General features: G+C 73.0%; 27 protein-coding genes. 9 read left to right on the top strand and 18 right to left on the bottom strand.

Annotated elements, in window-relative coordinates; all coding sequences use genetic code 11:
• The first annotated feature begins 226 nt into the window (after positions 1–226).
• Together EDD39_RS11925 and EDD39_RS11920 are read left to right on the top strand one after the other, a co-directional pair.
• The gene (locus tag EDD39_RS11925; protein WP_123555464.1) at positions 227–1,516 is read left to right on the top strand and encodes a PTS transporter subunit EIIC; all 1,290 of its coding nucleotides are present in this window, start codon (positions 227–229) and stop codon (positions 1,514–1,516) included.
• 216 nt (positions 1,517–1,732) lie between these two features.
• A complete protein-coding gene (locus tag EDD39_RS11920) occupies positions 1,733–2,986 on the top strand; it encodes a PTS transporter subunit EIIC (protein WP_123555462.1) in 1,254 nt (417 codons plus the stop codon).
• Between the two features lie 4 nt (positions 2,987–2,990).
• On the opposite strand, the gene EDD39_RS11915 is transcribed toward EDD39_RS11920, so the two are convergent.
• Positions 2,991–3,941: a helix-turn-helix domain-containing protein gene (locus tag EDD39_RS11915; protein WP_123555460.1), complete on the bottom strand. Its 951-nt coding sequence runs from the start codon at positions 3,939–3,941 to the stop codon at positions 2,991–2,993.
• Positions 3,942–4,116: 175 nt separating this feature from the next.
• On the opposite strand from EDD39_RS11915, the gene EDD39_RS11910 reads away from it, so the two are divergent.
• Positions 4,117–5,034 (top strand): branched-chain amino acid transaminase, encoded by a 918-nt coding sequence (locus EDD39_RS11910; protein WP_123555459.1) that lies wholly within the window; start codon positions 4,117–4,119, stop codon positions 5,032–5,034.
• On the opposite strand, the gene EDD39_RS11905 is transcribed toward EDD39_RS11910, so the two are convergent.
• The 9 genes from EDD39_RS11905 to clpS all read right to left on the bottom strand — a co-directional run bounded on the left by EDD39_RS11905 (position 5,022) and on the right by clpS (position 11,227).
• The gene (locus EDD39_RS11905; protein ID WP_123555458.1) at positions 5,022–5,774 is read right to left on the bottom strand and encodes an MBL fold metallo-hydrolase; all 753 of its coding nucleotides are present in this window, start codon (positions 5,772–5,774) and stop codon (positions 5,022–5,024) included. The two genes, EDD39_RS11910 and EDD39_RS11905, sit on opposite strands and share 13 nt — an antisense overlap.
• A gap of 390 nt (positions 5,775–6,164) precedes the next feature.
• The gene (locus EDD39_RS11900; protein WP_030459883.1) at positions 6,165–6,353 is read right to left on the bottom strand and encodes a MerR family transcriptional regulator; all 189 of its coding nucleotides are present in this window, start codon (positions 6,351–6,353) and stop codon (positions 6,165–6,167) included.
• 220 nt (positions 6,354–6,573) lie between these two features.
• Positions 6,574–7,542: a PLP-dependent cysteine synthase family protein gene (locus EDD39_RS11895; RefSeq protein ID WP_033253820.1), complete on the bottom strand. Its 969-nt coding sequence runs from the start codon at positions 7,540–7,542 to the stop codon at positions 6,574–6,576.
• Positions 7,542–7,820, bottom strand: a complete 279-nt coding sequence (locus tag EDD39_RS11890; protein WP_014135950.1) for a MoaD/ThiS family protein — start codon at positions 7,818–7,820, stop codon at positions 7,542–7,544. Before EDD39_RS11890 ends, EDD39_RS11895 begins: the two co-directional genes overlap by 1 nt.
• A 115-nt stretch (positions 7,821–7,935) precedes the next feature.
• A complete protein-coding gene (locus tag EDD39_RS42520) occupies positions 7,936–8,049 on the bottom strand; it encodes a putative leader peptide (RefSeq protein WP_310794779.1) in 114 nt (37 codons plus the stop codon).
• A gap of 140 nt (positions 8,050–8,189) precedes the next feature.
• Entirely contained in the window at positions 8,190–8,621 is a 432-nt protein-coding gene (locus tag EDD39_RS11885; RefSeq protein ID WP_123555456.1) for a M67 family metallopeptidase, read from the bottom strand.
• Between the two features lie 20 nt (positions 8,622–8,641).
• Positions 8,642–10,084, bottom strand: coding sequence for an amino acid permease (locus EDD39_RS11880; protein ID WP_123555454.1), 1,443 nt, complete (start codon positions 10,082–10,084; stop codon positions 8,642–8,644).
• A gap of 189 nt (positions 10,085–10,273) precedes the next feature.
• Positions 10,274–10,849 (bottom strand): DUF2017 domain-containing protein, encoded by a 576-nt coding sequence (locus EDD39_RS11875; RefSeq protein ID WP_123555452.1) that lies wholly within the window; start codon positions 10,847–10,849, stop codon positions 10,274–10,276.
• Between the two features lie 42 nt (positions 10,850–10,891).
• On the bottom strand, positions 10,892–11,227 hold the full coding sequence (clpS, locus tag EDD39_RS11870; protein WP_123555450.1) for an ATP-dependent Clp protease adapter ClpS: 336 nt from the start codon (positions 11,225–11,227) through the stop codon (positions 10,892–10,894).
• Positions 11,228–11,346: 119 nt separating this feature from the next.
• Here clpS and EDD39_RS11865 point away from each other — a divergent pair, with 119 nt between their 5' ends.
• Both EDD39_RS11865 and EDD39_RS11860 read left to right on the top strand, forming a co-directional pair.
• Positions 11,347–12,660 (top strand): nicotinate phosphoribosyltransferase, encoded by a 1,314-nt coding sequence (locus tag EDD39_RS11865; protein ID WP_123555448.1) that lies wholly within the window; start codon positions 11,347–11,349, stop codon positions 12,658–12,660.
• 280 nt (positions 12,661–12,940) lie between these two features.
• The gene (locus EDD39_RS11860) at positions 12,941–13,531 is read left to right on the top strand and encodes an isochorismatase family protein (protein ID WP_030459890.1); all 591 of its coding nucleotides are present in this window, start codon (positions 12,941–12,943) and stop codon (positions 13,529–13,531) included.
• Positions 13,532–13,553: 22 nt separating this feature from the next.
• Here the strand turns inward: EDD39_RS11860 and EDD39_RS39485 are convergent, their stop codons facing one another.
• On the bottom strand, positions 13,554–14,582 hold the full coding sequence (locus tag EDD39_RS39485) for a type IV toxin-antitoxin system AbiEi family antitoxin domain-containing protein (RefSeq protein ID WP_123555446.1): 1,029 nt from the start codon (positions 14,580–14,582) through the stop codon (positions 13,554–13,556).
• Between the two features lie 317 nt (positions 14,583–14,899).
• On the opposite strand from EDD39_RS39485, the gene EDD39_RS11850 reads away from it, so the two are divergent.
• The 3 genes from EDD39_RS11850 (at position 14,900) to EDD39_RS11835 (ending at position 18,084) form a co-directional block, all read left to right on the top strand.
• A complete protein-coding gene (locus EDD39_RS11850; RefSeq protein WP_123555444.1) occupies positions 14,900–15,511 on the top strand; it encodes a hypothetical protein in 612 nt (203 codons plus the stop codon).
• Between the two features lie 738 nt (positions 15,512–16,249).
• Positions 16,250–16,648, top strand: coding sequence for a hypothetical protein (locus EDD39_RS42015; RefSeq protein WP_123555441.1), 399 nt, complete (start codon positions 16,250–16,252; stop codon positions 16,646–16,648).
• A gap of 317 nt (positions 16,649–16,965) precedes the next feature.
• Positions 16,966–18,084: a DUF2332 domain-containing protein gene (locus EDD39_RS11835; RefSeq protein ID WP_123555439.1), complete on the top strand. Its 1,119-nt coding sequence runs from the start codon at positions 16,966–16,968 to the stop codon at positions 18,082–18,084.
• A 7-nt stretch (positions 18,085–18,091) separates the two neighbouring features.
• Here the strand turns inward: EDD39_RS11835 and EDD39_RS11830 are convergent, their stop codons facing one another.
• The 6 genes from EDD39_RS11830 to EDD39_RS11805 form a co-directional block, all read right to left on the bottom strand.
• Positions 18,092–18,634 (bottom strand): DinB family protein, encoded by a 543-nt coding sequence (locus tag EDD39_RS11830; RefSeq protein WP_123555437.1) that lies wholly within the window; start codon positions 18,632–18,634, stop codon positions 18,092–18,094.
• 87 nt (positions 18,635–18,721) lie between these two features.
• A complete protein-coding gene (locus EDD39_RS11825; RefSeq protein WP_123555435.1) occupies positions 18,722–19,174 on the bottom strand; it encodes an HIT family protein in 453 nt (150 codons plus the stop codon).
• A 543-nt stretch (positions 19,175–19,717) separates the two neighbouring features.
• A complete protein-coding gene (locus EDD39_RS11820; protein ID WP_123555433.1) occupies positions 19,718–21,139 on the bottom strand; it encodes a S8 family serine peptidase in 1,422 nt (473 codons plus the stop codon).
• A gap of 90 nt (positions 21,140–21,229) precedes the next feature.
• Positions 21,230–22,756: a WXG100 family type VII secretion target gene (locus EDD39_RS11815; protein WP_341869323.1), complete on the bottom strand. Its 1,527-nt coding sequence runs from the start codon at positions 22,754–22,756 to the stop codon at positions 21,230–21,232.
• Between the two features lie 52 nt (positions 22,757–22,808).
• The gene (locus EDD39_RS11810) at positions 22,809–23,237 is read right to left on the bottom strand and encodes a hypothetical protein (RefSeq protein ID WP_123555428.1); all 429 of its coding nucleotides are present in this window, start codon (positions 23,235–23,237) and stop codon (positions 22,809–22,811) included.
• Between the two features lie 141 nt (positions 23,238–23,378).
• Entirely contained in the window at positions 23,379–24,056 is a 678-nt protein-coding gene (locus EDD39_RS11805; RefSeq protein WP_123555426.1) for an endonuclease V, read from the bottom strand.
• 565 nt (positions 24,057–24,621) lie between these two features.
• On the opposite strand from EDD39_RS11805, the gene EDD39_RS11800 reads away from it, so the two are divergent.
• Positions 24,622–24,885 (top strand): hypothetical protein, encoded by a 264-nt coding sequence (locus EDD39_RS11800; RefSeq protein WP_123555424.1) that lies wholly within the window; start codon positions 24,622–24,624, stop codon positions 24,883–24,885.
• A 169-nt stretch (positions 24,886–25,054) separates the two neighbouring features.
• On the opposite strand, the gene EDD39_RS11795 is transcribed toward EDD39_RS11800, so the two are convergent.
• Positions 25,055–25,762 (bottom strand): RDD family protein, encoded by a 708-nt coding sequence (locus tag EDD39_RS11795; RefSeq protein WP_123555422.1) that lies wholly within the window; start codon positions 25,760–25,762, stop codon positions 25,055–25,057.
• Positions 25,763–25,902: the final 140 nt, after the last annotated feature.

Here is a 25,902-nt window from a genome sequence, read left to right as displayed (position 1 = left end):
GCCACGTTAGTCCACTTTCGGGCTACCTCAGCGCGCGGCCGTCTCCGGGCCCGCCGGAGGATGGCGATCATCGGGCTCTCGAACCCGCGGACCGCCACTGCCCCGAAAGTGGTCTACACCAATTTTAGGTGTACTCGGGACAACGCAGGACGGTCCGCCGGTGTTCCTGGCCCCGCGCACGGATGGATCCCCAGAGGGGAACGGGAACGGCAGCGGAGGGCCGACGATGAGTTCAACAGGCGCCACGGCGAACCAGTCCACCTGGTGGCACACCTTCTACGGCGGCCTGCAGAAGATGGGCCGCAGCCTCCAGCTGCCGGTCGCCGTCCTGCCCGCCGCCGGCATCCTGAACCGCCTCGGCCAGCCGGACATCTTCGGCAAGGACGGCCTCGGCTGGGACAACGTGGCCACCGCCATCGGCGCGGCCGGCGGCGCCCTGCTCAACTCCTCCCTGGGCCTGCCGCTGCTGTTCTGCATCGGCGTCGCCATCGGCATGGCCAAGAAGGCCGACGGCTCGACCGCGCTCGCCGCGGTGGCCGGCTTCCTGGTCTACTACGCCGTCCTGCAGGCGTTCCCCGAGGACTGCCCGGCCCCCACCGTGCTCAAGGGCAACCAGTGCATCGACTTCGCCGGCGGCAAGGCGGCGAGCACCGTCTACCAGAACCCCGGCGTGCTGGGCGGCATCCTGATGGGCCTGTTCTCGGCCTGGCTCTGGGTGCGCTACCACCGGGTCAGGCTGGTCGACTGGCTGGGCTTCTTCAACGGCCGCCGCCTGGTCCCGATGATCACCGCCCTGGTCGGCCTGCTGTTCGGCTCGCTGATGGCCTGGGTCTGGAAGCCGATCGGCACCGGCATGAACGACTTCTCCCAGTGGCTGGCCGACCTGGGGGCCGGCGGCTCCGGCATCTTCGGTGTCGCCAACCGCGCCCTGCTGCTGATCGGCATGCACCAGCTGCTGAACACCTTCCTCTGGTTCCAGTTCGGCTCCTTCACCAAGCCGGACGGCATGGTCGTCAACGGCGACATCAACCGCTTCCTGGCGGGCGACCCGACGGCGGGCCAGTTCACCTCCGGCTTCTTCCCGATCATGATGTTCGCGCTGCCCGCCGCGGCGATGGCCATCGCGGCCTCCGCCAAGCCGCACCGGCGCAAGGAGATCTACGGCCTGATGACCTCGGTCGCGCTGACCTCGTTCGTCACCGGCGTCACCGAGCCCATCGAGTACTCCTTCGCCTACGTGGCCCCGCTGCTGTACGCCGTCCACGCCCTGCTCACCGGCGCCTCGATGGCGATCACCTGGGGGTTCGGCGTCCACGACGGCTTCAGCTTCTCCGCGGGCCTGCTCGACTACGTCATCAACTGGAGCCTGGCCACCAAGCCGTGGCTGATCATCCCGATCGGCCTGTGCTTCGCGGTGGTCTACTACTTCCTCTTCAGGTTCATCATCACCAAGTTCAACCTGAAGACGCCCGGCCGCGAGGACGACGACGAAGTCGAGGACGTGACCAAGGCCTGACCCCGGGTCAGCGCCGCGCGCGCCCCCGGACGGGAGCTGGACTCCCGTCCGGGGGCGCCGTGCCGCCCGGCGGCGATCCGGCAAGGTTTCGATTCAGCGGCGCTTGTCCCCGGCGAACCTTAAGAGGGTTCCGGTCCCTGTTCGGCGCGTGCTAGAAAGCTGAACGAGACCTTAAGTGGTCTAGACCAGGATCGCGCTGCCGTGAGGACCACCGCCATGAGTACGACCGCGCAGAACCCCCGGCCCGCGGCGGCCTCCGGCGGCCGGGAGCTGCGCTCCCGGGTCTTCGCGGCGCTCCAGAAGATCGGCCGCAGCCTGCAGCTGCCGATCGCCGTCCTGCCCGCCGCCGGCATCCTGCTGCGGCTCGGCCGGGAGGACGTCTTCGGTGACCAGGGCCTGGGCTGGACCAGGGTCGCCAAGGTCTTCTCCGCCTCCGGCCACGCCGTCTTCGACTGGATGCCGCTGCTGTTCTGCGTGGGCATCGCCATCGGCTACGCCAAGAAGTCCGACGGCTCCACCGCGCTCGCCGCCCTGGTCGGCTTCCTGACGTACCACCAGGTGCTCACCGCCTTCCCCAAGACCGACTACCAGGTGCTGCCCGGCCGGGACGTCGAGGCCACCTACCAGGACCCGGGCGTGCTCGGCGGCGTGGTGGTCGGGCTGCTCTCCGCGGTCCTCTGGCAGCGGCTGCACCGCACCCGGCTGGTGGACTGGCTGGGCTTCTTCAACGGGCGCCGGCTGGTCCCGATCGTGATGGCCTTCGTCGGCACCGCGCTCGGCGTCTTCTTCGGCCTGTGCTGGGGCCCGATCGGCCAGGGCGTCGACCACTTCAGCACCTGGGCGATCAGCCTCGGCGCGCTCGGCTCCGGCGTCTTCGGCCTGATCAACCGGGCCCTGCTGCCGTTCGGCCTGCACCAGTTCGCCAACACCTTCTTCTGGCAGCAGGCCGGCTCCTACTCCGTCGGCACCCAGGAGTTCCACGGCGACCAGACCCGGTTCTTCCAGCACGACCCCACCGCCGGCCAGTTCATGTCCGGCTTCTTCCCGATCATGATGTTCGGCCTGCCCGCGGCCGCCCTCGCCATCGCCCACTGCGCCCGCCCCGAACGCCGCCGGGCCGTGCTCGGCCTGATGTTCTCGCTCGCCCTGACCTCCTTCGCCACCGGCATCACCGAGCCGATCGAGTTCTCCTTCCTGTTCGTCGCCCCCGTCCTGTACGTCCTGCACGCCGTGCTCACCGGCCTGTCCATGGCCGTCACCTGGGCGCTGGGCGTGCACCACGGCTTCACCTTCTCCGCGGGCGCCATCGACTACGTGCTGAACTGGAACCTGGCCGCGAAACCCTGGCTGGTCGTCCCGATCGGGCTGTGCTTCGCGGCGGTCTACTACACGGTCTTCCGGTTCGTCATCCTGCGCTTCGACCTCAAGACGCCCGGCCGCGAGGACGACGACGGCTTCGAGGACGGGTAGCCCCTCAGATCCACCCCAGCCGGGCCGCGTGCACGCCCGCCTGGAAGCGCGACTGCGCGCCCAGCGCCGTCGTCAGGTCGGCGACCAGGCGGCGCACCGTGCGGTCGGAGACCTCCAGCTTGCGGCCGATCGCCTGGTCGGTGAGGCCGGCCGCGAGCAGCCGCAGCACCTCGCGGTGGCGGTCGTCGGGGGTGGTGCGGCCGAGCAGCTCCGGCGGGATCCAGCTGGCCGCCCAGAAGTGCTCGAACAGCTCGCGGACCACGCCGACCACCGCCGGGTCCCGGACCACCACCGCCGCGCTGCCCGGCGGTTCCCCCGGCGCGGGCAGCACGGCCAGGTGCGCGTCGACCACGATCAGCCACAGCGGCAGGGTGTGCGCGACCCGGATCAGCGCGCCCGCCCCGGTCAGCGCCTGGACGTGGGCCAGCACCGCGCCCTGGTGCAGCGCGGCGGCCGGGTAGATGGTGCGCAGGGTGACCCGGTGGGCCAGCGCGATCCGCTCGCGGGCGAGCTTCTCGGCCAGGCCGCTCTCGGACTGGTCCTGGCCCGGCCGCAGCGACAGCGCCTCGGTGCGGGCGGCCCGGGCGGCGTCCTCCAGCAGCGCGGCCACCCGGTCGGCGCCGCGGACCAGCTCGTGGGCGGTGCCGCCGGTCTGCAGCGGCAGGTAGCGGGTGTGCAGGTGCTCGACCCGCTCGCGGGTGCGGCGGGCCTCGCCGAGCAGCGCGGTGAAGCGGCGGTCGGAGTCGGCGAGCAGCTGGCGCACCGCGGTGTCGATCGAGACGGCCGCCACCCCGCTGGTGGTCGCCGACGTCCGCTGGAGCAGCCCGAGGCCGCGCAGCTCGCCCAGCGCCCGCTCGAACTCCCGCTCCTCGCAGCCGAGTTCGTCACGCAGGGAGTCCAGCGGCAGGCCGGGGTCGGCGAGCAGGCGGGCGTACAGGGCGGTGCTGGTCTCCACCCTCCGGGAGCCTAGGCCCGCGGCCGGGGAGCGGAGCGCGGTTTTCAGCATGCGAGACGCCCGGTGTCCGGGACGGTGTCCGGCATCCGGGACGGGGGATCCGGTGGCGGCCATGGCCTGATCCGGCGCGGCCGGGGGCCTTCGCCGGGCGGGCCCGGGTCTCCAGGATGGCGGCATGGCGATTCCCGAGTCTTCCGTGATCTGGTTCGACGGCGCGCTGGTGCCCTGGCAGGAGGCCCGCGTCCACGTCCTCACCCACGCCCTGCACTACGGCACCGGGGTGCTGGAGGGCACCAGGGTGTTCGAGACGGCCGACGGGCCCGCGGTGTTCCGGCTGGACGAGCACCTGGCCCGGCTGGAGCGCAGTGCCCGCATGCTGCGCATCGAACTCCCCTACAGCCGACAGGAGTTGGCCGAGGCCACGGTGGCGCTGGTGGCGGCCAACGGCCACCGCTCCTGCTACCTGCGGCACCTGGCCTTCCTGGGCTACGGCTCGATGGGGCTGGACATGCGCAACTCCCCCACCAGCGTCTCGATCGCCTCCTGGGAGTGGCCGGCCTACCTGGCGGCGGGGCGCGGGCTGCGGCTGATGACCAGCAGTTGGCGGCGCACCGACCCCAACACCGTCCCCCCGGCGGCGAAGGCCACCGGTCCCTACCTGAACTCGGCGCTGGCCCGGCGGGAGGCCACCGACGCGGGCTTCGACGAGGCCCTGCTGCTGGCCCCGGACGGGACGGTCAGCGAGTGCAGTTCGGAGAACGTGTTCGCGGTCCGCGACGGCGTGCTGCGCACCACCCCGGCCAGCGCCGGCGCCCTGGAGGGCATCACCCAGGACACCCTGCTGACCCTGGCCCGGGAGCTGGGCGCCGAGGTCCGGATCGAGCCCCTGCTGCGCTCCGACCTGTACGCGGCCGACGAGGTCTTCCTGTCCGGCACGGCCGCCGGAGTCGTCCCGGTCGCCTCCCTGGACAACCGTGAACTGCCTTCAGCAGAAGGTGAGTTGACCAAGCGCCTGGCCGAGGCGTACCGGGCCGCGGTGAGCGGCGCCGACCCCCGCCACCGGCACTGGCTGACGCCGGTTCACAGCTCGTAGACGGCTCCGGCGCGGGCGAGTTCGACCGGGCCGGGGAAGGCGGCGGCGGCGTCTCGGCGGTTGCGTTCGGCGTCGGTCCACGGGGGGATGTGGGTGAGCACCAGGCGGGCGGCGCCGGCTTCGGCGGCGTGCTCGCCGGCCTGGGTGCCGTTGAGGTGGATGGAGTCGAAGGTCTCCTTGCCGTCCGTGTAGGCCGCCTCGCACAGGAACAGGTCGGTGCCGCGGGCGAGTTCGACCAGGTCGGGGCAGACGCCGGTGTCACCGGAGTAGACCAGGCTGCGGCCGCCGGCCTCGATCCGGAAGCCGTACGCCTCGCAGTCCAGGTGGTTGACCCGGGCGGCGGTGACGGTGAACGGGCCGAGTTCCAGGCGGGCGCCGTCGGTGAGGTCGCGGAAGTCGAAGACCTCGGTCATGCCGGGCTTCTCCGGCATGTCGTAGGCGCGGGCGAGCCGTTCGGCGGTGCCGGCCGGGCCGTGCACGGGCAGCGGGTCGGGGCAGCCCTCGACCCGGTAGTTGCGGGCCACCCAGTAGGCGCACAGGTCGACGCAGTGGTCGGCGTGCAGGTGGCTGAGCAGCACGGCGTCGACCTCGTACAGGCCGGCGTACCTCTGCAGCGCGCCGAGCGCGCCGTTGCCGAGGTCGACGACGAGGCGGTAGCCGTCGTGCTCCACCAGGTAGCTGGAGCACGGGGAGTCCACGGACGGGAAGCTCCCCGAGCACCCCACCACGGTCAGTTTCATGCCGAGCCCTTCCCGCCCCGTCGGGCCATCGTCCGCGGCCGTCCGCGCCGCCGGTGGGGCGGGGCGGGGTTCTTCGTCTCCGTCGGTGCTTTGACTGTCGAGAGTAAGGGCCGGGCGGCACTTTGCCCCCTCTCCCGTGCCGGGCTGTGGGCGGAATCACCAGGACGGGGAAGGGCGGGGAACGGGGGTGCGCCGGGCCCTGTCCGGCCGGTCTTGTCGGATCGGCGCGCGGCGGCGGGCGCCCGGCTGGGAGTGCCGGCCCGACGCCCTCGTACTGGATGTACTCGGGTGTCGGGCCGGTGCTTCCAGGCGAAGGGGGCACCTCCCAGCCCCCCTTGGGGCTGGGGGAGATCCGGCGTCGCGCGCCCGGCAAGATCGACCGGACGGGGCCTAGCGGCGTCCGGGGCGGGCCAGCGCCCAGTCGCGGATGGTCTCCGGGTACCAGCGGGGGTGGCCCGCGGCGTCCAGGTGGTCGGGGTCGGGCAGCAGTCCGTGCCGCTTGTAGTTGCGCACGGTCTCGGCCCGCACATTGATGTGCCGGGCGATCTCGACGTAGGACCAGAGCTCTCGGCCGGGCATCGCGCCCACCTCCGGGATGACGGCGTACCAGTGGTGCGCCGCCAGCCTGGCGCGGCCCCGGCCGGGGGGCGGGGCGCGACCGGCGCGGTGACCGTTCCGTGACGGAGCGGTCACCCGGGACGGACAAATGCCGCGATGTCACAGCGGACCGATGATCTGACGAGCGGACGGCGCGGCCCCCGGGTCGGGGTGCCGCGCCGTGGTCCGGCCGCCCGGGGCGTCAGGCCCAGAGCTGGCCCTGCAGCGCCTCGACCGCCGCCTCAGTGGTCTCGGCGGTGTAGATGCCGGTGGACAGGTACTTCCAGCCGCCGTCGGCGACCACGAACACCACGTCCGCCCGCTCGCCGGCCTTGGCGGCCTTGCGGGCCACGCCGATCGCGGCGTGCGCGACCGCGCCGGTGGAGACGCCCGCGAAGATGCCCTCCTGCTGGAGCAGTTCGCGGGTGCGGGTGACGGCGTCGGCCGAGCCGACCGAGAAGCGGGTGGTGAGCACCTCGGCGTCGTACAGCTCGGGGACGAAGCCCTCGTCCAGGTTGCGCAGGCCGTAGACCAGGTCGTCGTAGCGCGGCTCGGCGGCGACGATCTGCACGCCGGGGACCTTCTCGCGCAGGTAGCGGCCGATGCCCATCAGGGTGCCGGTGGTGCCCAGGCCCGCCACGAAGTGGGTGACGGTGGGCAGGTCGGCGAGGATCTCCGGGCCGGTGGTGGCGTAGTGCGCGCCCGCGTTGTCCGGGTTGCCGTACTGGTAGAGCATCACCCAGTCGGGGTGCTCGGCGGCGATCTCCTTGGCGATCCGCACCGCGGTGTTGGAGCCGCCCGCGGCGGGCGAGGGGATGATCTCCGCGCCCCACATCCGGAGCAGCTCGCGGCGCTCCTCGCTGGTGTTCTCCGGCATCACGCAGACCATCCGGTAGCCCTTGAGCTTGGCCGCCATGGCGAGCGAGATGCCGGTGTTGCCGCTGGTGGGCTCCAGGACGGTGCAGCCGGGGGTGAGCCGCCCCTCCGCCTCGGCGCGCTCGATCATGCGCAGCGCCGGGCGGTCCTTGATCGAGCCGGTCGGGTTGCGGTCCTCGAGCTTGGCCCAGAGCGTGACCCGGCCGTCCTCGTTCCCCGGGATCCCGGCCGAGAGCCTCGGCAACCGCACCAGGGGCGTGTTGCCGATGGCCTCGATCGGGCTGTCGTAGCGCATTACTTCATACCGCCGGCCACGGCCGGGAGGATGGTGACGCTGTCGCCGTCGGAGAGGGCGGTGGAGATGCCGTCCAGGAAGCGGACGTCCTCGTCGTTCAGGTAGACGTTGACGAAGCGGCGCAGCTCGCCGCCGTCCAGCAGCCGGGCGGCGATGCCGGGGTGGCGGGAGTCGAGGTCGGTGAAGAGCTCCCCGAGGTCGGCGCCGTTGCCGTCGACGGCCTTGGCGCCGTCGGTGTAGGTACGGAGGATGGTCGGGATGCGGACCTCGATGGCCATGGCTGCGCTCCTGTGGAGTGGGTTCGGGTTGCCGGGCCGGGCGGGGCGCGGCAGGGGGAAGGGCCCCGGGGCGCGGGGCGGGTGCTGTCTGGGGCTTGCCGGTCGGTGCCGCCGGTCAGCGCGCGGCGGTGCCGGGACAGATCGCGCTGGCGAGCCGGCACAGGTCGACGTGCAGGCGCGCCACGAGGCGGGTGCCTGGGGCCTGATTGCTCACATCGACGGAACGCATGGGCTCATCGTATAGATTCCCGCCCCCGCTTTGACATGCTTGTCTCGGCATCCGGTCGGGAGCGTTCCGAGGCATGAGAAAACGGGCCGTTCCGCCGCGTGGAGGTGCGGCGGGACGGCCCGTCCCCGGGCGGGCGTCGCTCAGCCCCGGTGGGCCTCGACCACCTCGACGTCTTCCTCCGTGATCACGCCGTCCACGATGCGGAACGAGCGGAACTGGTAGGGGTCCTGCTCGCCGGTGCCCTCGGCGGTGGAGACCAGCACGTAGTGGGCGAACGGCTCGGAGGCGTAGCTCACGTCGGTGCGGGAGGGGTACGCCTCGGTGGCGGTGTGCGAGTGGTAGATCACCACCGGCTCCTCGTCGAGGTCGTCCATCTCGCGGTAGAGCTTGAGCAGGTCGCCGGAGTCGAACTCGTAGAAGGTGGGCGAACGGGCCGCGTTGAGCATCGGGATGAACCGCTCGGGGCGTCCGGTGCCGGCCGGTCCGGCGATCACGCCGCACGCCTCGTCCGGGTGGTCGGCGCGGGCGTGGGCGACGATCCGGTCGCGCAGTTCTCGGGTGATGGTCAGCATGCGGCCAGGATAGCGAGGCGTCAGTTGCCGTCCCCCGCGTGGAGGTGGGCGTCCGGGTCGGCGTGCACGGCGGCCGGGTCGCGGCGGCGCAGCACCGCGTAGCCGACGGCCAGGCACAGCGCCCAGCCGGGGAAGACGTACAGCGAGATCCGGGCGCCGGGGTCGACCGCGATCAGGACGGCGACTAGCAGCAGGAAGGCCAGCGAGAGCCAGCGGCTCCAGTTGCCGCCGGGGGCGCGGAAGGTCGGGGCGGGCAGCCGGCCGGCCTTCCAGGCGGCGCGGTAGCGGATCTGGCTGGCCAGGATGACGCCCCAGGTCCACAGGCCGCAGACGGTGGCGACCGAGGTGATGTACTGGAAGGCCCGTTCCGGGACGCAGTAGTTGAGCACCACGCCGGCACCCATCAGCAGGCAGGAGACGGTGATCGCGGCGGCGGGGGTGCGGCGGGCGTTGAGCCGGGTGAGCCGCCCGGGGGCCTGCCGGCGCAGGGCCAGGTCGCGCAGCATCCGGCCGGTGGAGTACATCCCGGAGTTGCAGGAGGAGAGCGCGGCGGTGAGCACCACGAAGTTGATGATGCCGGCCGCCGCCGGGATGCCGATCTTGCCGAACGCGGCGACGAACGGGCTGACGCCGGGCTGGAACTCGGTCCACGGCACCAGCGACAGGATGATCACCAGCGCGCCGATGTAGAACAGCGCGATCCGCAGCGGCAGGGTGTTGATGGCCCGCGGCAGGGTCTTCTCCGGGTTCTCGCTCTCGCCCGCGGTGACGCCGACCAACTCCACGCCCAGGTAGGCGAACATGACGATCTGCAGGGTCATCACGGTGGCGCCGACGCCCTTGGGGAAGAAGCCGCCGTCCTGCCACAGGTGGGTGACCGAGGCGGTGTCGCCGGCGTCCGAGAAGCCGAGGGTGAGCACGCCGATGCCGATCAGGATCATCCCGAGGATGGCGGTGACCTTGACCATCGAGAACCAGAACTCGATCTCGCCGAACAGCTTCACCGAGATCAGGTTGGCGGCGTACAGCACCAGCAGGAAGGCCAGCGCGGTGGTCCACTGCGGGATGCCGGGCGCCCAGAAGCGGACGTAGACGGCGGCGGCGGTGGTCTCGGCCATGCCGGTGACCACCCAGAACAGCCAGTACGTCCAGCCGGTGACGAAGCCGGCGAACGGGCCGAGGAACTCCCGGGCGTACTCGGCGAAGCTGCCGGCCACCGGGCGGTAGGTGAGCAGTTCGCCGAGCGCCCGCATGATCACGAAGATCACCACGCCGGCCACCGCGTAGCTCAGCAGCAGGCTGGGCCCGGCCTTGGAGATGGCGGTGCCGGCGCCGAGGAACAGGCCGGTGCCGATCGCGCCGCCGATGGCGATCATCTGGATCTGCCGGCTGCCCAGGCCCCGCTGGTAGCCCTCCTCGTCGGGGACGGCCCCGGCCGTCTCGTCCGCCGTCTGCTGCGTCATCCGCCCGCCTCGCCTCCCGGTCCGCGCCGGCCGGGCGGCCGACGGGCCCCGTCTTCCCGGGGAGGCAGCAGTGAACCACGCGAAAGCCCCGGAACGTCTCACATCTGAGCGTTACCTGAGCAATCGGACAATATGAGCGAAACGGGGGCGGCAGGGCGGGGCGGCGGGGCGGGGCCGCGAGGCGGGCGGTCAGCCCGCCATCGCCTCCAGCAGGCTCTCCTGCATCGCGCCCAGCCACAGGTAGGCGATCACCAGCGGCTTGCGCGGGTCGGAGTCGGGCAGCCGGTACAGGCCCTCGTCGTCCTCCTCGGCGACCTCCAGCCGGGTGCCCAGGGTCAGCCGCAGGTCGTTCAGCGCGCCCAGCCAGTGCGGGAATTCGCCCGCCTCGACCTCGATCACCCCGCCCGCGCCGCCCAGCCCGTCCAGCGCCCGGACCACCGCCAGCGCGTCGTCCCGCTTGCGGGCCCGCAGGTCCAGCTCGGTGTAGCGGCGGAACTCGGCGGCCATTTCGCCCGTCCGCGGGTCCTCGGGGGCGTCCGGGCCGCCGTACGCGTCGGGGAACAGCCGCAGCAGCGCCGGGTCCTCGGGGGCCTCGGTGGGGCCCTCCGCGAACAGCGCGGCCAGCGGGTCGTCGCTGCCGCCGCCGGGCGGCGGCCCGATCAGCTCCAGCATCTGGACTTCCAGCGAGCGCAGGATGGAGGCCTCGAACTCGTCCAGCGCGATCGCCGCGCCACCGCCGTCCGCACTCTCGAACAAACCGGCCATGTGTGTGGAATCAGTCCCTCGTGGATGGTGGGTGACGGTCCGTCAGTCGTGCTGCAGGGTGGCCCACAGGCCGTAGCCGTGCATCGCCTGCACGTCGCGCTCCATCTCCTCGCGGGTGCCGCTGGAGACCACCGCCCGCCCCTTGTGGTGCACGTCCATCATGAGCTGGCGCGCCTTGTCCTTCGGGTAGCCGAAGTAGCTCTGGAAGACGTACTGGACGTAGCTCATCAGGTTGACCGGGTCGTTGTGGACGATGGTCACCCACGGCGTGTCCGGCTCCGTGACCGGAACCCCCTCCACCTCCGGGCGCTCGATCTCCACCGGCGCGACACTCACAGTCCGTCTCTCCTCGTCGACCTCGGATTCCCCCCGACCCATGCTTCCATCCGAGGGACCCAGGAGCGAATCAGGGTGGTCCGACACGGCCGGACACGGTCCGGCACGGCCCCCGGAGAGAAATCGTCACTTTGACGCTAAGTGGTAGTAGCATCATCCCCATGGACGCCATCACCGCGCACCGCAGCTCCGCGCTGCTCACCGACCGCTACGAGCTGACCATGCTGCAGGCCGCGCTGCGCAGCGGCGCCGCCCACCGCCGCTCGGTCTTCGAGGTGTTCACCCGCCGCCTGCCCGACGGCCGCCGCTACGGCGTGCTGGCCGGCACCGGCCGGGTGCTGGACGCCATCGAGGACTTCCGCTTCACCGCCCCGCAACTCGACTGGCTGGCCGACCAGCGGGTGGTGGACGAGGAGACCCTGCGCTTCCTCGCCGACTACCGCTTCACCGGCAGCGTGCACGGCTACCCCGAGGGCGAGGCGTACTTCCCCGGCTCGCCGCTGCTGACCGTCGAGGGCAGCTTCGCCGAGGCGGTGATCCTGGAGACGGTGATCCTGTCGATCCTCAACCACGACTCGGCGATCGCCGCCGCCGCCTCCCGGATGACCGCCGCCGCGGGCGACCGCCCGGTGATCGAGATGGGCGCCCGGCGGGCCCACGAGCAGTCCGCGGTGGCCGCCGCCCGGGCCGCCTACCTGGCCGGTTTCGCCGCCACCTCCGACCTGGAGGCCGGCTTCACCTACGGCATCCCGACCACCGGCACCGCCGCGCACGCCTTCACCCTGCTGCACGACAGCGAGCGGGACGCCTTCACCGCGCAGATCGACTCGATGGGCCGCGACACCACCCTGCTGGTGGACACCTACGACCTCGGCGAGGCGGTCCGCACCGCCGTCGAGGTGGCGGGCCCGCAGCTGGGCGCCGTCCGGATCGACTCCGGCGACCTGACCCTGCTCGCCCACCGGGTGCGCCGCCAGCTCGACGAGCTCGGCGCCACCGAAACCAAGATCATCGTCACCTCGGACCTGGACGAGTACGCCATCGCCGCGCTCGCCGCCGCCCCGGTCGACGGCTACGGCGTCGGCACCAGCCTGGTCACCGGCAGCGGTCACCCGACCTGCGCGATGGTCTACAAGCTGGTCGCCCGCGAGTCGGCGCCCGGCGGCGAGCTGGTCGCGGTCGCCAAGCGCTCGGCCGGCGGCAAGACCAGCGTCGGCGGCCGCAAGTGGGCCGCCCGCCGCCCCGACCGGGACGGCGTCGCCGAGGCCGAGGTGGTCGGCACCGGCCCCGTCCCGGCCGAACTGGAGCCGCACCTGCTGCACGTCCCGCTGATCACCGACGGCGAGGTGGTCGGCCGCGAGCCGCTGGACGCCGCCCGGGACCGCCACCGCCGGGCCCGCGCCGCGCTGCCGCTGTCGGCCACCCAGCTCTCCCGCGGCGAGCCGGTCATCACCACCGAGCGGCTGTCCGGCTGAGCGGTCCGGCCGGGGCCGGGACAGGGAGGACCGGGACCGGAGCCGGAGCCGGGAGGACCGGGGCCGGGGCCGGGGCCGGGAGGCCCGGGCGGTGGACGCGGCGGGCGGGCCCGGCCCGGCTTTGCCCGCCTTTGCCCCTCCGCACTTTCGCGGCCGCCCCGCACTGCCTAGAGTGCCAACCGCTGTACCGTCCGGGCCCCGCCCGGACCACCCCGACACCGCCGCGGCCGAGACCCCCGGGCTTTGGACCGCACCCCCATCCGAACGAGAGAAGCCAGCCATGCACCGGGCCCTGATCGTCGTCGACGTGCAGAACGACTTCTGCGAGGGCGGCAGCCTGCCCGTCGCCGGCGGGGCCGAGGTCGCGGCCGCGATCACCGACCTGATCGCCGAGTCCGCCCCCGGCTACGCCCACATCGTCGCCACCCGCGACCACCACATCGACCCCGGCCCGCACTTCGCCGCCGAGCCCGACTACGTCCGCTCCTGGCCCGCGCACTGCGTGGCCGGCACCGAGGGCGTGGGCTTCCACCCCAACTTCGCCCCCTCGGTGACCTCCGGCGCAGTCGAGGCGGTCTTCTCCAAGGGCGCGCACGCCGCCGCGTACAGCGGCTTCGAGGGCTTCGACGAGCACGGCGGCACCCTCACCGACTGGCTGAACGAGCGCGGCGTCACCGACGTCGACGTGGTCGGCATCGCCACCGACCACTGCGTCCGCGCCACTGCCCTGGACGCCGCCCGCGAGGGCTTCGCCACCCGCGTCCTGCTCGACCTGACGGCCGGCGTCGCCCCCGCCACCACCGCCGAGGCACTGGACGAACTGCGCTCCGCGGGCGTCGAGCTGACCGGCACCCCGGTCGTCCGCAGCTGACCCGGCGCCGACTCCCGGCGCCTCAGCGCCCGGTGACCACCAGCTCCACCACGTTCTCGCCGCCGATCCCGTACGCCTCGGCCAACTCGCCACCGACCGCGTCCCGTTCGGCGGCGAGCCGGGCGGAGCCGATGTACACCACCCGCACGCCCAGGTACTCCATCCGGTGCTGGCCGCCGCGCACCCAGGCCGCCTCGCCCTCGCTGACGCAGCGCAGCTCGGAGTCCACCTCCACCGCCACGGCCGCCTCCGGCCAGTACAGGTCCGGCACCGCGATGTAGGTTCCGCCGCGCATCCGCAGCTCCGGTCCGGGCAGCGGGACGGGCAGGCCCCGCTCCGCCGCCAGGGCCGTCAGCTCGGCGAACGCGGCCTCCCGGCGCGCCGCCAGCAGCTCGTCCACCGCCGCCCGCACCCGGGGCACCGCCAGCAGCTGCGCCTCGGCCAGCTCGGCCAGCAGCTCCGCCGCCGGGCAGCCGCCCTCGCGCTCCAGCGCCTCGCGCAGCAGCGCCCGCAGCAGCCCCGGGCCGACCCGGCCGGACTCGAACGCGCCCTGCTCGGCCCACTCGCTGATCGCGTCCGCCACCGCCCGGGCCACCGGGGCGACCGCCAGCCCGTGCACCGAGCGGGCCTCCAGCACCCGCCCGGTGCGCCGGATCCGCACCTGCCCGGCGTCCCGCAGCCGGCGCTGCCTGGGCACCAGCACCTCCACCCCGTGCACCGCGGGCAGCCGCGGCACCGACACGAACCCGTACAGCGCGAGCGCCGCCGCGCCGGTGATCACCGCGCCCTCGCGGGCCCCGTCCCCGGCCGGCCCGTTCTGCGCCGCGTACAGCAGCGCGGCCCACATCCGCTGCTCGGGCGTCGGCGCGCCGTCCTGCAGCAGGTAGACCCGCGGCAGCAGCCGCTGCCAGGGGCCGCCGCTGCGGCAGTGCTCGCTCACCATCCGGGCCGGGACGCCGCGGGCGCGGAGCTGACTGGCCGTCACCACGTTCTGCTGGCGCCGGGCGAGTTCTTCGAGGGACACGGGCTGCTGCGGAATCCGGTAGCTCATGTCGTCCACGTTCCCCCTCGCCTCCGACACCCGACGTCCGACCTGACGACCTGTTACGCAACCGTCGTCAAACCGGGACTGCTCCGCACTAAAGTCCACATACCCTCACCCATTCGGCGTATCGGATGTTCACTCCGTTGCCGTAATAGATCGGACTTGTTTTCTACTATCCGATTTTCATCGGATCGACACAGCATTGCGATCCGACCGAGTCCGCGCCGCCGACCTGCGAAATCTGACCGGAAGTGATCGAGCCCACACCCAACGTCACGCCCGCTGGCGTCGGCGGCCGTCACGAATTGCCTACCATCGGGCACATGCCCCGCGACGAGTCATCAGCCCAGCGCGCCGCCCGACTACGCCTCGGCCGCCTGCCCGGCTACGTCCGCCAGCCTGATCCCGCCAGACGCGGCGGGGAGGACGGACGTACGTACAAGAAGGGCTGGGAAGTCCGTTTCACCGCGCGCAGCGAAGAAGAGATAACCGAGATCCGCGAGCTGGTCACCGCCGCCGGATTCGCCCCCGCCCGGCCCTTCTTCAAGGGCCACCAGCTCATCCAGCCGGTCTACGGCATCGCCGCGGTGCAGGCCTACCTGGCCGCCCGGGAGAGCGTCGAGGCCGCCGAGACCACCGCCCGGACCGACCCCCGCACCACCGGCATCCCCGAGCAGACCCGCCGCGAACCCGACAGCGTGGCCGCCGCGGCGCGGGCCGCCGAGAGCGCGGCCGCCGAGGCCGCCGCCGGAGCCGCCGCCCGGGCCGCGACGCGCACCGACGGGGCCGCGGTGCGTGCCGACGGGGCCGCCGGGCGCCCGGACGGGACCGCGGCGCGGTCCGGCGCCGAAGCCGCCGCCCGGACCGCCGGAGGCGCGGGCGCCACTGTCCGGTTCGACGGGAACACCGCCGCCCGGTCGGCACGCGAGAACTGAGGACCGGGCCGGACCCGCCCAGCGCGAAGGTCCGGCCCGGGAGCGCGAAGGCCGTGAAGGGCTCCGGCCGGGCCCGCGAAACCCCTGACGCCCCCGGGGTCGCCGAGGCCCGCCGAAGGGCCCGCCTGCCCCACTGGCGGGCTTCCTGACGGTACGTCAGCTCTTCCGCCCGACGCCGGGACGCGACGCGACCGCGATCGGACGGCGATCCGGCGGCGGCCTCGCCCCCGCCCCGGGGCGCGTGATCGTGGAGCGCGCTCCGACGGACGGTGAAAGTTTCGGGCTCCCGGGGGTGCCGCCGGGCGGGTGGTGGCGGTCGCGGGGCCGGTGGCCGGGGCGGTCCGACCGGAACGGCGTGTGATGGTCGTCATGCCCGCAGCGCGGGATTCGCCCGTGAAGGTGAGGCCCGCCACCGATTTCGCGTTCACCCGCAGGGCCTACAGCGACGCACCAACTCCCTTGCGGCCGCCGCCGACACACCGCCTCCGACCAGCGGTGATGCCCTCGGAGCCGCACCGGGCGGGCGGCATTTGCTGACGGGCCGTCACACAACGACCCGAATCAGGCTCACCCCCGGGCATCTCAGCAGACTTGTCACCCACAGCACCCGCCCGAGGGCCTAGAGTGAGCGCTGACGCTCCCCGTCCGGACCCAGATCGAGAGGCAGCTGATGTGACTGACCGTCATGTCCCGGCCGCAGACTCGGCATCCGCTGATCGATCCGCCGAACTTCCGTACGTGTCCGTCGAGTTCGCCGCCTTCTGCGAGCTGCACGAACCGCGCTACCGGAGCTACGCCCGGGTCTGGTTCCAGGAGCCCGGTGCCGCCCACCGGGTGGTCCGGCTCGCCCTGCACGCGATCGCCGCGGTCTGGCCCACCGTCCTGGAGAGCCCCAATCCGGCCGCCGAGGCCTGGCAGATCCTCCGCGACACCGTCACCGAGCAGCACAACGGCACGGCCGGGGCCGCCGGGACCGGCGGGCTGCGCCCCGACGTCGAGGGCGACGAGGACCTGGCGATCCTGCACTACGTGGTCGGCCTGGCCACGCCCGAGATCGCGGACGTGATGGGCGGCGACACCGCCAGCATCACCAGCCAGCTCCGCCAGACCCACCGGCGGCGCGCCACCGACTGGTGAGCCCGCCCGCCCCCGCCCACCCCCGTCGGCGCCTCCACCAGGGCGCGCAGGGCCGCTTGCACGCCCCCTCGCCGCCTCGTCCGCCCGTGGCGTACCTCCGCACCCGGGGCGCGCCCGCCCGGGACGGTCGTACCCGGAGCACCGGTGATCGACATCACGCCGAGGCGCCCTACCCGCGCGGACGGGGGCGGCGAAGGATGGGGCCGTCCGATCATGGACCGATCACGGTCCGCCCGTGAACCGCTCATGGGCCGTTCATGGGCCGTGACCTGCGACGCGAGCCGACCCGCCCCACCGGACCGAGACGGAGCCCCCGGATGTCCTTCGACCACGCCGTGGCCATGTTCCACCACCAGGCGGACGCCTGCGCCGAGTTGGGCTCCCCGCTGTCCGCCGCCCTGCTGCGCCGGGCTGCCGGGGACCTGGCCGCCGGCGGCCCGTGCGCGGCGGCGATCGCCGGACACGAGGACGCCCCCGGCCCGACCGCCGTCGCCCTGCGGCTGCTCGGTGCCGTCCACGCCCTGGCGCTGTCCGGCCGGGCCCCCGACCTCGCCGCGCACTACCCCGACGCGGGCGGCCGCTTCGACCCCGCCGACCCGGACGCCCCCTGGCCGGCCTTCCGCGCCGCCGTCGCCGCCCACCTGCCGTTCGTCCGCGAGTGGCTCACCCGCCCGCCGCAGACCAATGAGGTCGGCCGCGCCAACCTGCTGCTCACCGGTCTCGCCTGGGCCCAACACCAACTCGCCGCCCCCTCCGGCCCCACCGCGCCCCCGCTGCCGGTACGGCTGTACGAGCTCGGCTCCAGCGCGGGGCTCAACCTCCTTGCCGAGCAGTTCCGTTGTGCCTCCGAGGGCTTCTCGTACGGCCCGCCGGACTCCCCCGTCGTACTCGCCGACGCCTGGCGCGGCGAGCCTCCCGCCTGGCTGCGCGACGCCCCGCTCCAGCGGGTGACGGACCGGCGCGGCTGCGACCCGACGCCGATCGACCCGCGCTCCGCGGACGGCGCGCTGGCCCTGCGCGCCTACCTGTGGGCGGACCAACTCCCGCGCTCCCAGCGGCTGAACGGCGCCCTCGCCCTCGCCGCCCGGACCCCCGCCCCGGTCGAGGCAGTCGGCGCGGCCGCGTTCCTGCGCGGCGTCGGGACCGCGCCCGGCGCGCTGACCGTGGTCTGGCACTCGGTCATGCGCCAGTACGTCCCCGCCGAGGAATGGCGTTCTGCGGCAGGCGAGTTGGACCGGCTCGCCGCCGCCTCGACCCCGTCCGCGCCGTTCCTCCACCTCGCCTTCGAACCTCGCCGGGTCGGCGACGGACACCGCTTCCTGCTCACCGCCCGCCTCGCCACCGGCCCCACCACCGCACTCGCCGAAGCCCTCCCGCACGGCCTGCCCGCCTGGACGCTGGCGCCGGACGACCCCGCCCTCCACCAGTCGAACTGACCGGCCGTCAACCCACTTGCTGCTCACCGGTGACGTCGTACCGGTGGTGCACCACGTCGTGGACGGTGTAGCGGGAGAGGGATTCCACCGTGAACCGGGCACCGTCACTGCGCTGCCCGGCCCGCTGCCGACCGGCGGCCGGCACCGCCGCCTGGACGCCCGCCAGCCGCTCGGCCGCCAGCGCGATCTCACCGGCCACCACGGCCGGGTCCTGCTCCCGGTAGCGCTCCTCGACGGCGGTGGCGTCCTGGTCCCAGTCGGCGAACACCGGCCCGTCCTCGGCCAGCATCAGCCGCAGCCGCCCCTCGATCGTCCGGAACACGTCCCGGACGTGGCAGGCGTACTCCAACGGCGCCCACACCCCGGGCGCCGGACGCTCGCGCAGCCCCTCCACGCCGCCGTCGCCGTCCAGCAGCGCCGTCCAGAACTCCGCGTTGGCCCGGACCAGGCCCGGCACCGCTTCGAAGAGCAGCGCGGAGGTGTCCAACCCGCAGTCGGCGCAGGGACGTTCGAGGACCCAGGTCCAGTCCTTGGTGTCAGGAGTGATCATGCCCCCAGGATCGCCGCCCCACCCGCCACCCGGCCAGCAGCGGAAACGCCACCCACCCGCGAGATCCCGCCAACTCCCCCGCCCCGCTCAGCCCTCCAGCACCACGGCCAACCGCTCGGCGAGCTCGTTCATCCGCTCCACCGGCACCGCCCGCTCCCCCGCCTTCAACAGCCCGAACACCCGCGGTCCGCGCCACTCCACCGGAAAGTCCTCCCCGCGCGGCACCACGTGGAAGTGCACGTGCGCGAACCCCTCCGCCTCCCCGAACTGCGCCACATACGCCTTCCGGCACCCCGTCACCACCTCCAACGCCCGCGCCAACCTGACCTGCCACACCCCCAACGACGCCGCCTCCGCCCCGCTCAGCTCCGCCATCGACTCCAGGTGCCGCCGGGGCAGCAACACCAGCCACCCCGGCAACGCACAACCCACCGCGTGCACCACCCGCCAGTGCTCGTCCACCGCGATCCGCTCGTACCGCGGCAACCGCTCGAACTCGCCCTCCCGGGCACACGCGTAACACTCCACCCCGTCACCCATACGACCGACCCTACCGACCCCCCTGCCCCACCACGTTCACCTCACACACCGCCGACGTCGGCACCAACCCCGGCACCACCCCCTCCAACACCCGCGCACACAACGCCTGCTCCCCCTCCCCCGCAGCCCCCGCCACCCCCGCCGAAACCCCCGCCATCACCACGACCAGCCCCGCCACCGCACACACCCACCGCACCACGGCAACCACCTCCGAACATCCGACGACACATTCCCCCCTCTCCTACCCGCCCCACCCCCGCCCCCGCGAACACCCTCCCCCATCCGTAGGCGTGTCTCCGTGCAGCACCCCTTCCGACGGGAAGACCTGACCATCCTGGTCAGGGTGACTTGTGCTCGCATCGGAGCCGGCAGCACAACAAGAAATCCAGGCGGTTGAACCGACCTCCCGGACAATCCCCCGCCACCCGCACCGGTTTGCCACCGAACGGAAAAAGGCCTCCCGTGGCCCGACCGGGGCACTACCCCGACTGGTCCGGCCACGAGAGGCCTCTTTCCGCCTACTGACCCCGCATCGGGGCCGACTCAGCTCTGATACGGGTTCCCCCCGGCCGGAGGCTGCTGCGGCGGGTACCCCGGCGCCTGCTGCCCCTGCGGATACCCGTACCCGGCCGGCTGCTGCTGCGGCGGCATCTGCTGCTGGTACCCGTACCCGGGGCCACCCGGCCCGCCCGGCGCCCCCGGACCACCGGAACCCCCAGGACCGCCGGGGCCGCCGCCGTTGTTGCCGTTCTTGGAACGCCGGACGAGCACGACGATCACCACGATCACGATCAGCGCGAGCACACCGCCACCGACCGCGATCAGCATCCCGCTGTTGCTCTTCTTGCTGTCCGCGTCACCGCTCGCCTGCGGAGCGGTCGAGTTCCCGGCACCGGCCGACGGTGCCTTCGAGGCCGGGGAGGACGGTGCGGACGAGTTGCTGCCCTTACCGCCGCTGTAGTCCGGCTCCGTCCGGTTGAGCAGCGGGTTCTCCTTCGGCCCATTGTCCACCGCAGGGTTCGCAGCCAACGCACCGGAGGCGGATGCAATGCCGTAACCGTACTTGTCGTTCGGGAACGAGCCCTGGCCCTCCGGTTTGAAGGCACTCTTGGTGATTCGGTTGATGACCTGGCCCGCCGACAGGTTCGGGTACTTCGACCGCACGAGCGCCGCGATCCCCGACACGATGGCCGCGGCTTCGGAAGTCCCGGAAGCCGTCGCGTACCCCTGCTTGAGGTCGGCCCGGTGGATGCCGTCGGCCGGGCCCGCCAAGGTCACCTGCGGGCCCGTGGTCGACTTCGGCCACATGCTCCCGTCCTGCGCGACACCCGACACCACCACAACACCCGGGAACCCCGCCGGGTAATCGATCGGCAAGCCCGCGTGGTTCCCGGAGGCCGACACGAGAACGACGTCCTTCTGGATGGCGTACTCGATGGCTCCCCGGTATCCGGGGTCGCTCGGATTCCCGCCGTAGAACGACATGTTGATGACCTTGGCGCCGTGGTCGACCGCGAAGCGAATGCCCTTGCCGAAGTCCACGTTGTCGACCGAACCCAGGTCTTCACTGAAGTCGAACTTCACCGGAAGGATCTTCGCCTTGGGCGCGATGCCCATGACGCCTGCATTGTCGCCGTGTCCGTGCGCAGCGATGTCGGAAGCCATCGCCGTACCGTGGCCCTCGGTGTCGACCCGTCCGTCCCCACCGCCGCCGGTGAGGTCGAGACCGGGGAGGACCTGCCCGGCCAAGTCCGGGTGGCTGGCGTCGACACCGCTGTCGATGACCGCGACGATGACCTGGTCGCCCTGGCTGACCGGCCAGACGTCCTTGGCCAGGCCGTACTTGTTCAGCACCCACTGCTGCTGGCGGTCCTGGTCCGCCGCCGCAGGTCCGGCGCTCACGCCCCACAGCAGGGCTCCCGCAGCGAGCGCGGCCAGACCGCGCACGGATCGGCTGGTCGTCAAGCCTCGTCACCCCTCGTTGAGCGGCCGCCCTGCAGACCCTCGAGTCTGCAGGGCGGCCAGGTAATGTCCGACTGTTCTACTGACCGGACGTCATTCCACCACGTTCGGGTTCGCGTTCCCGCCGGAGGCCCAGGTCTCCTCGTCCTCCACCAGGTAGTCCGGTCGGTCCGAGGTGCCCTTCTTGGCGCGCTTGCTCGACTGGCCGTGGCCGGCCATGCCCGCGCCGTTGCCGGTCGCGCCGCCCTGGCCCCGGCCACCCGCGTGACCGGCCTCGGCGGCTCCGGCGACCTGACCGGGACGGCTGCGGCCGATGCCCGACCCGCCCTCGGAGAAGGCCCGTCCGCCGGCGCTGCCGTGCGCAGCCTCGCCGACCATGCCACCGGCCCGGCCCGCCAGGCTGCCGCCGGCCCGGCCGCGGAGGCCACCACCGGCACCGCCCTCACCGGCGCCACCGCCGAGGCCGCCACCGCCCAGGCCACCGGCCCGACCGCCGGTCCCGTTGCCCGCACCGGCACCGGTACCCGCGGCGCCGCCCGTACCGGCGCCACCACCGTTCAGGCCGTTGGAACCGAACGTCCCGGACTTCGAAACGCTGTTGCCGCTGAACCCGGCGCGGGCACCGATACCGGTGCCACCCGCCAAGGTCCCGCCTCCGCCGCCGCCGACCAGCCCGGTGCTGGTGCCGCCACCGCCGAAGCCGCCGCTGCCACCGCCGGACGGACCCTGCAGACCGCCGGACCCACCGGGGCCGCCGATCGTCGAGGTGCCGCCACCGCGGATGCCGCCGGTGCCGCCCTGGATGCCGTCGATCCCCGTGCCGGGGCCCTTCGGCTGCGGCAGCGGGTTGGCCGTTCCGCCGGAGATGCCCGCGTCCGTCGGACGGATCACCGCGGCCTTGACCTTCGGCGCCTGCGGCGCCCGGGTGGTCGAGGTGCTCTTGAGCGAGGTCTGCGACCCGGAGGAACCGCTCACCCGCCCGGTGCTCTGGACGGCACCGACTCCGACCCCGGTGATCGCCGCGATGAAACCCGCTGCGCCACCGTCACTCGGAGGGGTCACCTGCTTGTCCTGCGAGTTGTCGTCGAGGCCGGTCTTGAGGGCGCCCAGCCGACTGCTGGCCACGCTGTACTTGGCCGCCAGCACCTGCATCACGCCGACCGCTTGCTGCTTGCGCGTATCGGCGATGCCCTGCTGGGTGTCGGCGTCGCTGATCCCGACGGATTCCTTGGCGGCGTCGCTGATCCCGTCGCCCACCTTGTCCCAGAAACCCGGTTCTTCGGGCATGGCGGCCTTGGCCTCGTCGATCGACGCCGACAGCGTCTGCAGCGCGGCGGCGGTGTAGTTCACGTGCTCGGCCGTGGCGCTGACCTTCGCGGCGAGCTCGGTCATGTGCGCGTGGAAGGCATCGCTGGTGTTGCCCTGCCAAGTGCTGGTGGCATCACCGGTTGCAGTGGTCAGCGCGGACTGGATCTGCGTCAACGTCTCATGGGCCCGCCGCCACGGATCGGCTGCAGCCATGACCGAGCCGGAGTCCAGCGCGTGAACCATGGAGATCAGTTCGGCATGGCTGTGAGCGGAGAAATCGGTGCTCCCCGCACCACCGCCCTGGTCCATCATCTTCACTGCGCAACCTCCAGCCCGTTGTCCATGTCCTTGGTCTTCAGCACTGTCACCATTGCGAGTTCACCGTGCTCGTCGGCTGGGCCGGCGTCGTCGTCCCAGCCTTCCTCGCGTCCAGTTCGGACGGGCTCCAGGTCGTGGTCCACCCGTCACGCGACAGGGTCATGCTCTTGCGGGTGTCCTGCTCGTGTTCCTCGTAGTTCGCCGCTGTGTGGTCGGCGTTGCGCTGGGCCAGATCGATGGCCTCCTGGATGTCGGCCAGGAGCGTGCTCAGCCGAAGGCGCAGTGCGTCGTACTGCGTATACAGACCGTGCGCCTCGGCGAAACTGCCGAACGCTCCCGACCCGATCCCGCTCGGGCCGTACACCGCTGTGCTGCCCGCACCGCTCTCGAACTCGCTCAGCAAGCCGCGCACCTGGGCCGCGAACGCCCGCAGGTTGTCGACCTCGACCTGGAAGCCGTTGCCGCTCGTGCTCATGTGTCTCGTACCTCCCCCGTACCTGCTGCCCCGCGCGACTGCTGCTCGACCGCCTGGGGCCTGAAAGAAAGTTGGCTCCAACCTCTATGTCTAACACATGGAACGGGCCGTCAACACGCCCCCTGGTGGGTGCGGGTGGGATCAGGTGGCAGCGAGGGCCCGGCGGCAGAGGGAGTCGGCTCGGCGGGTGGTTTCGGGGAGGCGGTAGGAGGGGGTGAGGGCGAGGGTGACGGCGGTGGCTTCGGCGAGGCCGATGCGGTGGCCGACGGAGAGGAAGACGGGTTTGACGCCCTGGCGGGTGCGCAGGGCGCGGCCGACGGTCTCGGGGCCGTCGAGGAGGGGGGACCAGTCGCCGCGGCGGTCGCCGGGGGGCTGGTGGGTGAAGGTGAAGGGGTTCTTGGCGATGCCGAGGGTGGGGAGGCCGGTGTGGACGCCGAGGTGGCTGGCGAGGCCGAGGCGGCGGGGGTGGGCCAGGCCGTAGCCGTCGCAGACGACGAGGTCGGGGGTGCGGGTGAGGCGGGCGAGGGCGTCGAGGACGGCGGGGAGTTCGCGGAAGGCGAGCAGGCCGGGGAGGTAGGGGAAGGCGACCCGGCCGACGGCGGTGGACTGTTCGACGACGTCGAGGGTGGCGTAGTCGAGGAGGACGGCCGCGGCGGCGACCACGTCGCGCTCGTCGTCGTAGGCGACGTCCACGCCGGCGATCAACGTGCCGGGGTGGCGCGGGGGTTCGGGGCCTTCGGGGACGACCAGGGGGCGCAGGCGTTCCTGTTCGGCGCGGGCGGCCTCGGCGGTGGTGGGCCAGTCGGCGGGGACGGTCATGGCGGCTCCCGGGGTCGGAGACGGGTGCGGGGGTGCGCGACGGACGGCTCCGGGCGCGCTCGGCCGCCCTCCCCCACGCGGTTCGGCGGCGCTGCGCGGTACGCGTGCTCGGCGTTCCGCCGTACGGCACGTTATCGGGCAGGCCCGGGCCGCAGTCCGGCCGGTGCAGCAGCCGCAGTAACCGCAGCGGCCGCGGTGGCCGCGGTGGCCGCGGTGGCCGCGGTGGCCAGAGTGACCGCAGCAGCCGCGGTTCCGTCAACGCGGTGGCCGCGGTTCCACCGATGCGGCGAGCGCGGAGGACGCGGTCGCGCGCTGCCGGGGTGTGAGTCCGTGCGCCCCCTGTGCCCCGGAGTAGGTCAACTCCCGGCGGTTAGGCTGTACTTACCGATGTTGTTCCGCCGTACCCGTCGAGCCGGGTCCCCCGCCCGCCGCTCCCCCGCTGTTCCCCGTCGCTCTCCCCGCTCCGCGCGAAGGGTCGTCCGCCATGCCGCGCCCCGCCGTTCCGTCCCGTGCCGTCACCGCGTCCCGGGCTGCCCGGCTCGTGTCCGGGAGTCGTTTCAGTGCCGTGCAGTTGGGCGTCGGCACGCTGATCGCGGTGGTCGCCGCAGTGGCGCTGCTGGCCGTGTCCGGGGAGACGGGAGTGTGGCGGATCGCGGTGCTGGTCGGCTTCGCCGTCGCGCTCGGAACGCTGTCGGCCGTCCTGCTGTCCCCCGCCACCACCCGCCGCGCGCCGCAGGCGTTCGTGCCCCGGGCCGCGGCGCCCGGCACCGGCCAGCCCGAGCCTGCGACCGCCGCCCGGCAGCCGGCGTACGCGCACCAGTCGCGCTGACGCAGCATCCGAGGAGCGTCCGAGAGGAGCCCTGAGCGGACCCGGGGGAGCCCGGAGCGCGCACGCGAAGACTCCCGGGCCGGCGGCAGGTGAACGGCTGCCGCAGGCCCGGGGCCCACGAGGGAACGACCGGCCGAACGACCGGCCGGACGTCCGGCTGGACGTCCGGTCAGGTGGTCGAGACCACCACGGTCTTGGCCGCCTTGTCGTGGATGCACTGGCGGTAGGGCTTGTCGAAGACGCCGAACAGCCCGTCGACGGCCCACCAGAGGCCGCCGCAGCAGATCAGTGCGGGGACGATGAAGGTCGCGGCGCGGGTCCAGGCGGCAGCGGCGGTGGGGGCGGTGCCGTCGGCGAGCATGGCGACCCGGATCTTCATCAGCTTCTTGCCGAGGGTCTGGCCGTCCCGGCTGAGCATCAGGCCCTCGTAGACCAGGTACAGCGCGCAGCTGAACCAGAAGGAGCCGATCCAGCCGCTCTGCTTGTTGAAGTGCAGGAACGGGAGCAGCACCACCACGGCGATCACCTGCACCATGACGTAGTCGACCAGCCGGGCGAGGATCCGCGCGCCCCAGCCGCCGAGCGCGGGCATCCCGGGGACGGGGCCGGGCCCGGGGCTGCCGTAGGGCGAACCGTACGGGTCACCGGAGCCGCCGGGACCGCCAGGACCGCCGGGCGGGGGGCCGTATCCGGGGGGCGGGCCGTAGCCGGGCGGCTGGTTGCTGTCGTGGGGGGAGCCCGAGCCGGCCGGCGCGCCGTACTGGCCGCCGTAGCCGGGCGGGGTGTCGTACGGGCTGCCCGAGGGCGGGGGCTGCTTGTCGAAGGAAGGCCGTCCGCCCTCCTCCGGCTCGGTTCCGGAGGGGTCGCTGGTGCTCATGGCACGAGTAGACCATCGCAAATACTACGATGTTGGGATATTTGCGCCGTTTCTGCCCGTTTAAGTTCGTTCCGGCCAAGTTCGTTCCGGCGCCTTCCGCGCACCGGCCGACCGGGTCCGCCCGGACGACGGGCCGTGCA

This window comes from Kitasatospora cineracea, from assembly GCF_003751605.1.
In the GTDB taxonomy this organism is placed as follows: domain Bacteria; phylum Actinomycetota; class Actinomycetes; order Streptomycetales; family Streptomycetaceae; genus Kitasatospora; species Kitasatospora cineracea.
This window is presented reverse-complemented; position numbering and strand designations above follow the sequence as displayed.